Here is a 13,909-nt window from a genome sequence, read left to right as displayed (position 1 = left end):
CTCTGGAAGGAAATTCCTTATCTAAGATATTTACCACTCTGGAAAACTGGCTAAAGGGGAAATAGTTTACTTTGAAGAGGGACGGCCCTTTCAATTAGCATGGCAGTAAAGTAAAACTGAGCAGGGGTAAAATGCAATGCTGCCAGCGGAACCCCTGTTCTTTAGCAGGAGTTTCTTCGAAGGTCCCGACACTGGCAGATTCCGGTTTAGTTTGTGTAAGTATTCTGTTTGGGCTTGTTAACAATCACAACAACATATAGTAATCATTTGGCAGTTTATCAGTCAATCAAGGTATACGGCTTTGTGCAGTTGATGGCCTGAACAAAAATAGGGAATTGAACATTTCGGAACTTAATATTACAGGATTTCGGTCTTATCCTTTGGCCGGTCCAATTTCATTTTTTCCAGTTCGAGTTTCATTTTTTCTGTTTCAATGACAAAGTTTTCGTGCTTAAGTTTTTCAAGTTCAAGTTCATCTTTCAAAAGGGACTGCTTGTACTTAGCACTTTTCTGGAAATGGTCTGTCACTATGGCTATAATCGGTATAGAGAAAATCATGACAACTGTAACAATTGCTATCAACATATAACCGCTCCTTCTTAATTGTTTGATGTATCTTAATTATAAGTATATTCTAACTAATTTGGTAGATTATTTTCTCGGTCTGAAGACGGAGCTTCACTAACCGAAAGGAGGAATTTATCTATGATGAAAATTATGGGCCGTATTCTCATCATCTTGATCGTAATGGGAGGTATCATTTTTTATATAGGTAATTACACATTGATTCACTCGGATTCCATGAATTCAGTCAAGATCGACCGAAAAGAAGAACTTGAAGGCCGCTATTTTATATATGCATCAGACAAAAAGGTCGAAGTAAAGAATAATACCTTATGGAATGTTTTAGAGGAAGATACATCCTATGATATTGAATACGAATGGTATGGAGAAAAAGTTCCGTATATCACAGAAATAGTTTTGCACGGCGAAGGTGAATCAATTAACAGCGGTCATTGAGTGGGAAATGTTCATACAGTTAAAAGCTGAATCAATATTATTGTGCTTTTCATTATAAATGGGTTGCGACATTGGCATACTTTAAGTAGTATAGAAAAAGTAGAAAAAGGCAAGACATTTGAAAAGAGGTTTTATAATGGAAAAAGTTTCTATATATGGTTTAACAATAGATCAACTTACGTCCTGGATTGTGGAAAAAGGCGAAAAGAAATTCCGTGCCTCACAGATTTGGGATTGGTTATATAAAAAGCGTGTGAAAAATTTCTTTGAGATGAAAAATATCGGAGCCAACTGTATCGCACTGTTGGAAGAAAATTTTCATATGGGAACACTTAAAGAAGAAATCAAACAGGAATCAAAAGATGGCACCATCAAATTTCTATTCAAACTGCAGGATGGAAACCTCATCGAGACTGTTTTGATGAAATTCAATTACGGCTACTCTGTTTGTGTGACAACCCAGGTCGGCTGTAATATCGGCTGTTCTTTTTGTGCAAGCGGCCTGCTCAGGAAAAATCGTGATCTTTCCAGCGGTGAAATCGTTGAGCAGATCATGAATGTCCAGCACCATCTTGATGCAAAAGGAAATGATGACAGGGTCAGCCATATTGTTGTAATGGGTATTGGTGAGCCGTTTGACAACTATGATAATCTTATGGATTTCCTTCGTGTTGTTAATGACCAGAAAGGTCTTTCAATTGGAGCCAGACATATTACGGTATCAACAAGCGGACTTGCCAATCGTATTTATGATTGGGCAGAAGAGAATATCCAAGTGAATCTTGCTGTCTCACTTCATGCACCGAACAATGAGCTGCGTTCCAGAATCATGAAGATCAATAAGGCATATCCGCTTGAAAAGCTGATGCCGGCCATCGATTACTATCTTGAAAAAACGAACCGAAGAATCACTTTTGAATATATTTTGCTTCAAGATGTGAATGACCATAAAGAAGAAGCAATGCAGCTGGCAAAGCTCCTGAAAAATAAAAAGCATTTGTCATATGTGAATCTTATCCCTTACAATCCAGTGGATGAACATGGTCAATATCAGCGAAGTACGAAAGAGGCCATTGTAGAATTCTACGGGACTTTACTTGATCAAGGAATCAATTGCGGTGTACGTACCGAGCATGGAACTGATATCGATGCTGCCTGCGGTCAACTCCGCAGCAAGCAAATTAAAAAGGATAAAGAAAAATCCCATTCCTGATTCTTTCAAGAGAATCCTCATGCAGGGTTTTTCCTTCCTTGTGTAATACAGACTTTATGATGAATTGGATTTAACACAAAAAGAGCCGTCAAAGCTGGAGGCCACTGAAAAAGTCCAAGAAAAATTTAAAAGGCAGAATCGTTCAATTCATTGAGCGATCCTGCCTTTTTCACTTGAGATTCTATGAAAAAGTGTTGATTTCCGTTCCAGGTGTGTGACTCCGCGGGGCGGGCGGTGAGCCTCCTCGGCTGCGCCTGCGGGGTCTCACCTGTCCAGCTAATCCCGCAGGAGGTCACCCACCCTCCACTCCAATCAACGAGCAGATAAAAGGAAACTATACACTTTCAAATCCTTATTTTTATAATAAAAGGTATCTATAATAGTGGGTGGTTTCCAATGATTCAACAACAACAAACAATGATATTCAGCAAGTATACGGACCTTTATGATATCGTCGTTCCTCAAGATAATATGTTGCGTAAAATAAGGACTTGATCGACTTTTCTTTTAATTAGGCTCTTTTCGTAAACTTTGTTGCTATTCACTATAAATTTCAACTACTATCCTGGTATATCGTCGGAAAAACCCATGTGAGCAGGAAAGAAAAGAGCTGCTCGTTCTTTTTCGAAATTAAAACCTTTTTATACAGGGGAAAAATCCGGCTCCTGGGATTTTTCCGTAAGCAACAATATATGCGAAAACAGCCTTTAATTATGAAGAATTAAAGGATAATTATTGTCTTGATATGGGTATAATGTGGCAGAATACTCGGGTCTAATTGACATGGAATCACAAGGTTCCATGGCTATATTTACGGTAAACATTAAAAGTATTCTAAAAATAATGGGATAAAAAGGACAACATATACGATGCTTTTTCATAATTACGCAGAACTATAGTTTAAAAATCGGAAAATCTCAGTGGCCTGCAAAGCTGACTGCTCTTTTTGCGTAAGATGACCCTTAAACCAGGGTCAGAATAACGTTGACATTACCGTCGGCACCTAAATATGGTAAAGTATACTATAATAACCATAATGACACCTGTTCGGCGGGGCGGTTTAAATCTTTCCTATTAAATTGGCACCTTTCGCAATTCCTGGATTGCCCGGCATCCAATTGGCAGGCACACCTTTTCCTGTTTCACAGCTGTATTGGATTCCTTGAAGAAGTCTCAAAATCTCATATATGTTTCGTCCGACCTCTGAGGGATAGACCATTTTGGAAATAATCAATCCTTCTGGGTCGATAATGATCGTTGCCCTGGTGGCAGCCCCGGCGGCCGCGTTGAGAACACGATAGCTCCTGGAAATTTCATGGTTGCGATCACTGACAAGAGGATACATGACATTCGATAGCATGGGTGATACTTCAGTGAAAACTTTATGTGCATATACGCTGTCTGTACTGATTGCCAGTACTTCAGCGTTTAAGGATTGAAATACGGGGTAAATAGCAGCGACCGCTGCTAATTCGGTAGGTCACACAAATGTGAAATCACTGCCATAAAAAAACAGGACGACCCATTTCCCGCGAAAATCATTTAATGAGATCGTTTTTATCTTTTTGTCTGTATTAAAAAAAGCTTCTGCAGAAAACGATGGAGCGGGGCCATTCGGCTGTGCGCAAAAGGGCTCTTGGATGGGATGTTTTCCACTATAGTCCATTACCTCACCTCTTTTCTATACGATATATTAAATATATTCATGACTCCTGGAATTATTATGAGGACCGAATGCCGTTTCATTAGATAAAGTCCGGAGACTTTAAGATGCCTGATTCATCGACTTTAAGTTTTTTTACACGTATTGCCCTATTCGGAATCCCTAAAGCATTTTCCATGATTACTGAAATTCCTTCTATCAAAACCAAAGCGGATTTTTCCTTCCGTTATACATATTTTCTGAACGAAAGCAGTTATTTCTATTTTAATAAGTTCTTTTAATAACTGTAAAAAACACAGTAAGCAAAAAAAGAGCGGCTCTTTCTTTTCCTTGGGATACCCAGTATTGAAGAGGGGCGATTAGGCACATGGGATTTTTACGCTGGAGGAAAAAATGCAAAAACAGCCCTTTGATAAGTCCCCGAAAAAATTAAGTGAAACTTTTTATCACTATGTTTCGTTATTTAATATAGGGTAGTTTTATAAAATAGCTGATTGCTAAAATTCGATAAATGAGTGTGGACCAAATGAATGTATATATGTTGATCGCGGTGTGCCTTCTTTCTTATGGGTTTGGAGGGCTTAACGGAGCTTACTATTTGACTGAAATCTATCTAAAAGATGATATTCGCAGGCATGGAAGCGGGAATGCAGGCGCTACTAATGCCGGGAGGCTCCTTGGGAAAAAGGGGTTCATATTAACGATACTCATCGATACTTTCAAGGTGATGGCTGCATTGGCCATTACCTTCTATATGAGCGAGAATGACCCTGCAGCTATGTCGTTGAGCTCTTTTTTTCTGCTCATCGGGCATCTGTTCCCCGTGCAGCTGGGATTCAGGGGGGGGAAAGGCGTAGTGGTCTTCCTGGCAGCTTCACTCTTTTTAAATCCTTTGAGCATCCTGGTGCTTGCAGTTCTCATGGGGGTTTCGTATTTACTGCTTAAAGACTTTAAGAAAGCAGGATTCATTTCCATGCTGACTATCCCGCTGTCAGCATATTTATCAGACCAGCCGGCAGAATATTGGGTTGTGCTTCTTATAATGCTGGCAATAGTCCTGCTGGTACATCAAAAGACACCGCCGCGGCAAGTCCATCACAGGCATCATAGGAGGTAAGAGAATGAATAATGATTCATTGCTATACAAGATCGCAGATACACAGGAAGAATTCCATCAGATCCATCAAATGAATTATCAAACATTTGTTGATGAAATCCCTCAACATGGAGCCAATGAAGAGGAAATGCTCATTGACCGCTTTCATGATGAAAATACATATATTATAGCTAAGAGAGGGCGTACTCTTGTCGGGATGATCGCCGTAAGGGGAAAACGCCCCTTCTCCCTGGACCAGAAACTTCATAATGTGGAGTCCTTTTTACCGGAAGGGAGCGTTCCTTGTGAAATACGCCTGCTATCTGTAAAAAAGGAATTCCGCAGCAGTATCATTTTTTTTAAATTGGTTGAAAAAGCTGTTACCCATTGCCTGGATAACGGATATAACCTGGCCCTGATATCAGGAACAGTCCGGCAGTTAAAGCTTTATAAGAGAATCGGATTCGAGCCTTTTGGACCGTTGGTTGGTGAAAGTGATGCCAGGTTTCAACCTATGTTCTTGACACGAAAACGCTTTGAAAGCAGCTCAAAAGCTTTCAACAGATTGATGATGGGGCGGTCCCGTAAAAGGGAACCGGTTAATTTCCTGCCCGGCCCTGTCCCGCTCCATAAGTCAGTGGTGGAAGCATTCTCTCAAAGTGCTGTTTCCCATAGATCTAGTGAATTCCTGAACCAGATCAATGAGGTCAAAAGCAGACTCTTGGAAATGACTGGAGCCCGGCATGTACAGATAATTGTCGGCACAGGCACTTTATCAAACGATCTGACAGCGGCACAACTTAGGAAAGCTGCAGGTAAAGGTTTGATTCTGGCCAACGGGGAGTTTGGATACCGGCTAATCGATCATGCCAATAGAATGGGTCTCACTTTTGATGTTATAGCAAAAAACTGGGATAAGGAGATATCCATACGGGAAGTTGATGAATATCTGACAATTCATGAGGAAATCACTTGGGTATGGACGGTCCATTGTGAGACATCGACTGGATATTTATTTAACTTGAAGAGCTTGGGTATGGTTTGTAAGAAACATAAGGTGAATCTATGCGTGGATGCTTGCAGTTCTGCAGGGCTTGAAAGTCTTGACTTGCAGGAAGTTTATTTAGCGACAACCGTAAGTGGAAAAGCACTTGGTTCTTATCCGGGACTTGCAATAGTATTCCACCGTGAAAGTGTGGAACCTGACATGAGTCTTCCGAGATATTTAGACCTTGGCATGTACGAACAGAGCAAGAGTGTTCCTTACACGCATTCTTCTAATCTTGTAAGTGCCCTTCTTGCTGCATTAAGGAAGATCGACCCAACAAAAAACATCACATTGAATAAGGAAGTGAAAAAGGTCCTTACAAGGGAAGGAATTGATTTCTTGGGGAATGATGATTATTCATCGGGAATCATTACTTTACCTCTCGATGAATACATTTCATCAAGGGAGCTTGGTGACAATCTTAAGAAAAGGGAAATCCTGATAAGCTATGAGAGTAAGTATCTGCTGGAAAGAAATTGGGTGCAATTGGCGCTGATGGGTGAATACGAGTTAAAAGAAGTGATGAAGGCGATGGATATGATTATTGAAGAATACACGAATCTGCGAGTAAAAGTAGAAGCAGTACAATGAGGATGAAACAAAGTGAACATGTACAAAAATTATCCGCACTTAATATTGTCATCATTACAGTTGTAGCTTTATGGATAAAAACGGCTTTTGTTTTGTTTCTGGGGTTCGATTTGAGGATTGTATCGGCAGTTGATATCCCCGCAATGCTGATCAGCCCCGCAGGATCCTTAATCCTGTTGTTTGGATTCTGTTTTTACTTTACAAAAACCTTTAAACCGGTACTGTTTTGGATTTCATGGATTGTGGCGAATGCTTTGCTCTATGGTGACTTATTATATTACCGTTTTTATACGGATTTCGTCACTCTTCCGATCCTTTTTCAGTTTGATAATGTAGGCGGACTTGGCCCGAGTACCCTTGAATTGATGAGTCCATGGGATTTATTACTCTTTATCGACTTGCTTATCATCCCCTGGCTTTTGAGGAAGAAAACCGACAAGGCAGCTGTTATTCAATCGAGACAGAAAGTCTGGTATGCATCGACAGGGCTGATTCTGGTTTTGGTGACGGTTGGATTCGGTCTAATCCGCAGCCCTTACCTATTTTCAGCTTCCTATGATAGGGATGGCCTCGTCAAGGCGATTGGCCCCTATAATTATCATTTATATGATTTTGCCCTGGGAGCTGTAACCCCTCTGGGGAGTACCTTGGCAACAAAGGCAGACGCTCAGCCCTCCGAAGAGTATTTGAAAAACAAAGAAACGGAATCGACAGACTTATTCGGGGTTGCCGAAGGAAGAAATGTGGTGTTGATCAGTATGGAATCAACGCAGGACTTTGTCATTAACCGGAAGATAGATGATGAGGAAATCACCCCTTTTTTAAATGATTTGATTGATGATAGTTTTTACTTCAGCAATATTTATGACCAGACTGCACAGGGCAAAACTTCGGATTCGGAGTTTATGATCGATACAGGGCTGTATCCGTTAGCCAGTGGTTCTGTATTTGTGCAAAAACCTGATAATACGTATGTAAGCCTTCCAAATATTTTAAAAAAGAGGGATTACTATACATCCGTATTCCATGGAAATGAGAGGACGTTCTGGAACAGGGAAGACATGTATGATGCGCTGGGTTATGACAAGTTTTTTTCAGAAAGGGATTATATAGTAACAGAGGAAAATTCGGTGAATTACGGTATCAAGGATGTTGATTTCTTTGAACAAACGGTAGAAAAGATGGAAGAGCTTCCTCAACCATTCTTTTCAAGGCTCATTACGTTGACAAACCACTTCCCGTTCCTGCTCGAGTCAGAAGATCAACTGATTAAGCAAGCTGATACAAAAATTGATGTGGTCAATCGTTACGTCACAACTGTCCGTTATCAAGATGAAGCGATCAAACAGTTCTTTAATGACATGAAGGAAAAAGGGTTATATGAGAATACAATATTTGTTCTGTACGGAGACCATTACGGGATTTCTGAAAAATTTGAAGAGGGAGTATTTGAGCTGACGGGCAAAGAAGCGACCCCTGTAAATCATGTTGGCCTGCAGCAGGTTCCGCTCATTATTCATATTCCCGGAGTTAAAGGGAAAGAAATCAACAAAAATGGCGGGGAAATCGATATCCGTCCAACCATTCTGCATTTAATGGGCATACAGACAGATAACAAGGTATCATTTGGCCGGGACCTCTTTACAAGGAATGAAGATCACCCTGTCATTTTCAGGGATGGGAGCTTCGTTACAAAAGAGTTCACATTCAATGATGGGGTTTGTTACAGCATGGAGACTGGAGAAATTTCAACATCCAGCTGTGTTACCTATCAGGAAACAGCCAGGAAAGAGTTGAAGCTTTCAGATGATATTATTTATGGTGACCTCTTAAGATTTTTGGAATAATACCGCGCCATATCCATTTCACCTTTTGCTGAATTGCAAAAGGTCTTTTTTTGCTGTTAAACATGCGCTAATGAGAATTCATCTTCTATTCAACCTTTTCAAGACATAGAATGTACAAGCTGTTTTGATAAAGGTGGAGATAATTTGAGTATCAGCATTCTTTTCAGTTATATCTTATTGGGGCTTACCCTGGCGGCACCTATCGGACCTGTCAATTCCGCCAGGCTGGATAAGGGAATAAAGAACGGCTTCTGGCACGCCTGGATTGTAGGTGCTGGTTCCATGGCGGCAGATGCGATTTTTATGATATTGGTTTATGTGGGCATGGTCCAGTTCCTTGATATTCCGGCAGTACAGATTTTTCTTTGGCTTTTTGGGGGATTCATTTTAATTTATTCAGGAATCGAAAGTATGACGAGTGTCAAAACAGTGTCTTTTGATAACCTTAGAAAAAAAGATTCCTTGGTAAAATGTTTTTTTACAGGTTTTATAATGTCGATTTCAAGTCCGCTATCCATTCTCTTCTGGCTTGGTATCTATGGATCCATTCTTGCCAAAACAGCATCTGAAAGTGGGACGGGGGACCTCTTGATATACAGCAGCATGATATTCCTTGGCCTGACACTGTGGGATATTTTTGTGGCATTGCTGACAACATCCTTGAAAAGGTTTTTCCATTCTAATATCCTTTTTATTATCTCGCTGCTATCTGGCATTTCTTTGATTGGTTTTGGTGCTTATTTTGCTTACCAAGGGATTATTTCCTTGATAAAATAGTTTTTCAGGAATTTTTTTAAGAAGAATCACTGTTTTGCTTTCATATCTTCCGCTAACCTGTTATGATAAAGAAGAATTATTTTTGTTCGGCATGTAAGGAAGGAATGGATTCATTCACTCTGAATAAGGCTGAGAGCAAGGATAGTATTAACATGTGTTATATGCACTAGGAGGCAATTAAAATGGAAAAAGGTACAGTAAAATGGTTTAACGCAGAAAAAGGTTTCGGATTCATCGAAGTAGAAGGCGGAGAAGATGTATTCGTTCATTTCTCAGCTATTCAAGGTGAAGGCTTCAAATCTCTTGACGAAGGTCAAGCAGTAACGTTTGATATCGAGCAAGGCCAACGCGGACCTCAAGCTGCAAACGTTGTTAAAGCTTAAGCATCAGTCATAACACTTCAATCCGGCAGGGGTTACCTGCCGGGTTTTTTATATTCTCCCCAGAATAAATCAATACAAATCGGGTATAAAAGTTTTATTGATAAATTTAAGCAGCTTTTATCAAACTACATAATAAATGAATGTTCAGTGGAAAGGGAAGGGTTAATATGGGAGAATTATTGAAGCTTTTGAAGCAGGGGAACAGGTCTGCTCTTCTGGCAGCTGTAATTAATGCTGTCATTGCGGTTGTTAAAGGGGTTGCCTATACTTTTACAGGGAATGTTGCCATGTTTGCCGAGACCCTGCACAGTGTCGGTGATGCGGCTAATCAGCTTTTTGTCTATATTGGTTCTGCGCTGAGTAAGAAGTCGCCTACTCCTCGTTTTCCAAACGGGTTTGGCAGACTGGTAAATCTGGTGTTACTGGCAGCTGTACTTGTCGTTGGGATCATGGCTTATGAAACAATCATAGAGGGCTATCAGCATATATTTCATCCAACTGAATCGGAAGGTTTCATCATAAGTGTCGCTGTGCTTTCGCTGGCCATCCTTCTGGAGGGCTTTGTCCTGTTCAAGGCAATGAAAGAAACACTGCACGAGGTAGGCATTGAAGCAAAAGGGTTTGCCATTATCCCGAAAAGTGTAGCCAATGTCAACAAAGCCAAAGCCGCCACCAAGCTTGTGTTTTTGGAAGATACCGTGGCAACAGCAGGAGGTCTGCTGGCTCTTATTGCAATTGTGATTTCTCATTATACCCCATATCATCAAGCAGAAGGGATTGCTTCAATCATTATCGGGATTTTGATGTTTATAGTCGTGGGAAAAACCTTCCTTGATAATGCAGCAGGAATCCTGGGAGAGGCGGACCTGGAAATGAGAAGCGTTATAGGGGATATTGCGTATCAGGACCCCGGAGTCAGAGATGTACAGGAAATCGCTGTGCTTAAAGAAGGGGATGAATATCACGTTGAATTGGTGGTCGAAGTAGATCCCGCCCTTACTGTTGCAGAAGCTGACGATATCAAAGACCGCCTGGAGGACAGGATCCTTAGGGAAAATGGTGTGACAGATGTCATCGTCGAGTTCGATGAGGATGATAAACTTCCGCGATGGAAAAACAATGAATTAAAAGAATAATAACGAATTGAACCGCCTTGTCAAGGTGGATTCAGTTTGTAGACAAACCCGGATTACACCATTTGGTTTAAGCCGGGTTTTATTTATTTATTTGAAAGCAATGCAATCTTTCCATACCCTTGATTAATCCGGCATCCAATCCCGTTTTTTATGTGAGATGCAGTTTTTGGTTCTTCAGTCATATTAAAAGGGGGAATCCGGAAGAATATTTTTATATTTTGTAAAAATATGAAACTTTAGGGATTTTTGACTCGTATACATACTATACCCTCTAAATTATACAAGTTTAGAAATAGAGGGAAGAATTCAAGAGGGGGAAAAAACATATGGAGTTATTTGGTGTACTTATGGTGTTGATACCTGTATTGATAGTGGCAGCCATAGCAGGGATTGCTTATTTCTTTTGGGTCAGATTCCGCTATCGGACGGCGAAGTCTAATCAGGCTTTGATCATAACCGGTCCGAGGCTTGGAGATCCTGAAAAAGAAACCAACATCTTTACTGATGATGAAGGAAGATCCATGAAAATCATCCGAGGCGGGGGGTACAGATTAAGAAGGTTCCAAACGTCTACGCCTGTAAATCTGACGTCATTTCAATTGAAGCTTTCCACACCTCGTGTGTATACAAATGGCGGGGTGCCGATTGTGGCCGACGCAGTGGCGATGGTAAAGGTTGCAGACAGCCTCAATGGTATTGCCAATTATGCCGAACAGTTTCTTGGCAAGGACCAAGATGAAATTGAATCAGAAATCATAGAAGTATTAGGGAGCAATCTTAGGGCCATCCTGTCGAAAATGACAGTCGAAGATATAAACAGCGACCGAGAGAAGTTCAATGCTGATGTGGCTGAGATTGCCCAGAAGCAGCTGGACTTGATGGGCTTTAAAATCACTTCACTGGGATTGACAGACCTGCGTGATTCAGATGAAGAAAATGGATACTTAGAAAACCTGGGGCGTCCCCGAATTGCAGAAGTCCGGAAACTTGCTGAAATCGCAGAAGCAGAGAATGAACGTGAAACGAGAATCCATAGAGCGCAGACTGATCAGCAGGCAAAAGAAGAAGAATACAAGCGCCAGATTTCCATAGCGGAAAGCAAGAAAGAAAAAGACATTAAAGACGCAGCTTTCAAGGAAGAAACAGAGAGAGCACGCGCAAAGTCTGAACAATCGTACGAACTTGAAAAAGCCAAATTGGCCAAGGAAGTTAAAGAAGAAGAATTGACCCTGAAATTCCTTGAACGTGAACGAGCGGTCAAGCTTGAAGAAGAAGAAAGCAAGGTGCGTAAGACAAAGGCAGACGCTGAATATTATGAAACAACGAGGAAAGCGGAAGCTGAGGCGCGCCGTTCCGAAATTGACGGAGAAGCTAAAGCGAAAATCCGCCGTGAAGAAGGTTCCGCCGAAGCTGACGTCATCCGTGAGCGAGGTAAGGCGGAAGCTGAAGCTCGTAAGCTGCTTGCAGAAGCAATGGAAAAACACGGCGACGTCATCATCACTGAGAAATTAATTGAAATGCTGCCAATATTCGCAGAGAAGATTGCTCAGCCATTGAATAATATCGAGTCTGTAAAAATCATTGATTCTGGCAATGGAAGCGGCATACCGTCTTTTGGTAAGAGCATTACCAAAACCATGGTCGACATGCAGGAGCCTTTAAAAGAAATGACAGGCATAGATGTAGGGGAACTGCTCAAATCCTATGCTTCAAGAGGAAATAGAACGTATGAAGGCAGCCCATCAGGACAATCCCATACTGCCCTGGCAGAACAGGAAGCTCCAATAGGGGAAATGCCCGATCAGTCCAGTGAAGAGCAGAAAGAAAAAGAATAATCAAAACAGAAGCGCACCCTGATAGCGGGGTGCGCATTTTAGTGAGAAAATCAGAAAGACGACTACGATGGATATGAAATTTATTATTGAGCCATTTTTCTATTATTTCGAAATATTAAGTATGTTAGAATGAAGCAATAGACAGTGGGCAGAGGGAGAGAGCTATGGAATTTACAATTGACAGCGAGATGCTGAAGAATTTACTGAATATAATGGGCAGGGTGATCCCTGGCAATCCGGCGGTCCCTATACTATCGGGGATTCTGCTGGAAGCTGACAGAAACCACTTGATATTGACAGGCGGCGATTTAAATATCAGTATCGTGAAAAAGATAGATTTACATGCCACGGAGTCAGGTGAAATTACAGAGGCAGGAAGATTAGTTGTCCCAATGAAATATTTCCATGAACTAATTAAGAAAATGCCAAATAAAACAATGATCACTATTAAGAAGCTGAATCAAAAAATAAAGGTGATAAATGGGGAAATTGAGATGACCTTAAGCGGGATGAATCAAGAGGAATACCCGGCAATTCCTGAAATGCCGGACAATGGTGGAGGGAAGGTCAAAGGAAGCCTGCTCATTGATATGATAAAGGAAACTCAATTTGCAGCCTCGAAATCTGATTCCCGTCCAGTATTGACCGGACTTAACTGGGTGTTTTCGGAAAATCAGCTGACAATGACGGCAACAAACTCCCAGAGGATGGCAATGAGAAAGACGTCACTGACAACTCTTGTGTCTGGATCATATATTTTTCCAATCAAAGCAATGACAGAGTTGATTCAGGTCATTGATAAACATCAATTCATTCAGATTAATCCAAGTGATAATCTTGTCGTCTTTCAGTCGGAGGACCTGATGTTTTTCACAAAGCTGATATCAGGAAACTATCCTGATATAGAAAAAATAATACCTGAAGAAATGGTGACAGAAGTAGTGGTCAACCGCAGTAAACTTCTGCAGGGGATAGAGAGGGCCAATTTGCTCGCTTCTCAATGGAAACATAACAATGTTTTGTTTTCTTTCACTGAGGAAGGGAAAATTCAGTTGTCCTCAAGCACATCAGAGGTTGGACAAATTACTGAGAAATTGGTTCCGCTGGAATTAAAGGGAGACACACAACTGCAGATCTCATTCGACGGAAGGTTTTTTGCTGAAGCTCTGAAGTCAATGAAAGACGAATTGGTTTCACTGCGTTTCGGGGGCAGCCTGAGACCGATCCTGATACTCCCCTACAACAAAAAATCCACCATACATTTGATATCACCTGTCAGAGCATCTTAATGCTCAATAAA

General features: G+C 41.0%; 12 protein-coding genes. 10 read left to right on the top strand and 2 right to left on the bottom strand.

What is annotated here, in order from left to right; genetic code table 11:
• Positions 1-357 precede the first annotated feature (357 nt).
• Entirely contained in the window at positions 358-585 is a 228-nt protein-coding gene (locus D3H55_RS02905; protein WP_205685319.1) for a hypothetical protein, read from the bottom strand.
• A gap of 120 nt (positions 586-705) precedes the next feature.
• Here D3H55_RS02905 and D3H55_RS02900 point away from each other — a divergent pair, with 120 nt between their 5' ends.
• Together D3H55_RS02900 and rlmN are read left to right on the top strand one after the other, a co-directional pair.
• Positions 706-1,020, top strand: a complete 315-nt coding sequence (locus tag D3H55_RS02900; protein ID WP_119545397.1) for a hypothetical protein — start codon at positions 706-708, stop codon at positions 1,018-1,020.
• A 136-nt stretch (positions 1,021-1,156) separates the two neighbouring features.
• Entirely contained in the window at positions 1,157-2,233 is a 1,077-nt protein-coding gene (rlmN, locus tag D3H55_RS02895; RefSeq protein WP_119545396.1) for a dual-specificity RNA methyltransferase RlmN, read from the top strand.
• Positions 2,234-3,293: 1,060 nt separating this feature from the next.
• Here the strand turns inward: rlmN and D3H55_RS24830 are convergent.
• Complete coding sequence (locus tag D3H55_RS24830; protein ID WP_240628463.1) at positions 3,294-3,899, bottom strand: peroxiredoxin; 606 nt, start codon at positions 3,897-3,899, stop codon at positions 3,294-3,296.
• 523 nt (positions 3,900-4,422) lie between these two features.
• Between D3H55_RS24830 and D3H55_RS02880 the strand changes: the two genes are divergently transcribed.
• The 8 genes from D3H55_RS02880 (at position 4,423) to dnaN (ending at position 13,898) form a co-directional block, all read left to right on the top strand.
• Complete coding sequence (locus tag D3H55_RS02880; RefSeq protein WP_168412937.1) at positions 4,423-5,013, top strand: glycerol-3-phosphate acyltransferase; 591 nt, start codon at positions 4,423-4,425, stop codon at positions 5,011-5,013.
• 4 nt (positions 5,014-5,017) lie between these two features.
• Entirely contained in the window at positions 5,018-6,631 is a 1,614-nt protein-coding gene (locus D3H55_RS02875; protein WP_119545392.1) for an aminotransferase class V-fold PLP-dependent enzyme, read from the top strand.
• A gap of 2 nt (positions 6,632-6,633) precedes the next feature.
• On the top strand, positions 6,634-8,478 hold the full coding sequence (locus tag D3H55_RS02870) for an LTA synthase family protein (RefSeq protein WP_240628462.1): 1,845 nt from the start codon (positions 6,634-6,636) through the stop codon (positions 8,476-8,478).
• A gap of 144 nt (positions 8,479-8,622) precedes the next feature.
• A complete protein-coding gene (locus D3H55_RS02865; protein ID WP_119545390.1) occupies positions 8,623-9,255 on the top strand; it encodes a LysE family transporter in 633 nt (210 codons plus the stop codon).
• A 182-nt stretch (positions 9,256-9,437) separates the two neighbouring features.
• Positions 9,438-9,638 carry a cold-shock protein gene (locus D3H55_RS02860; RefSeq protein WP_119545389.1) on the top strand — a complete coding sequence of 67 codons (201 nt, stop codon included), beginning with the start codon at positions 9,438-9,440 and terminating at the stop codon, positions 9,636-9,638.
• 167 nt (positions 9,639-9,805) lie between these two features.
• Complete coding sequence (locus D3H55_RS02855) at positions 9,806-10,774, top strand: cation diffusion facilitator family transporter (RefSeq protein WP_119545388.1); 969 nt, start codon at positions 9,806-9,808, stop codon at positions 10,772-10,774.
• A gap of 326 nt (positions 10,775-11,100) precedes the next feature.
• Entirely contained in the window at positions 11,101-12,609 is a 1,509-nt protein-coding gene (locus tag D3H55_RS02850; protein WP_119545387.1) for a flotillin family protein, read from the top strand.
• Between the two features lie 164 nt (positions 12,610-12,773).
• Positions 12,774-13,898 carry a DNA polymerase III subunit beta gene (dnaN, locus tag D3H55_RS02845; RefSeq protein WP_119545386.1) on the top strand — a complete coding sequence of 375 codons (1,125 nt, stop codon included), beginning with the start codon at positions 12,774-12,776 and terminating at the stop codon, positions 13,896-13,898.
• Positions 13,899-13,909: the final 11 nt, after the last annotated feature.

It is taken from the genome of Bacillus salacetis (assembly GCF_003581585.1).
In the GTDB taxonomy this organism is placed as follows: domain Bacteria; phylum Bacillota; class Bacilli; order Bacillales; family Bacillaceae_B; genus Rossellomorea; species Rossellomorea salacetis.
The sequence above is the reverse complement of the archived record's forward strand: the minus strand, read 5'-3'. Positions and strand labels throughout refer to the sequence as shown.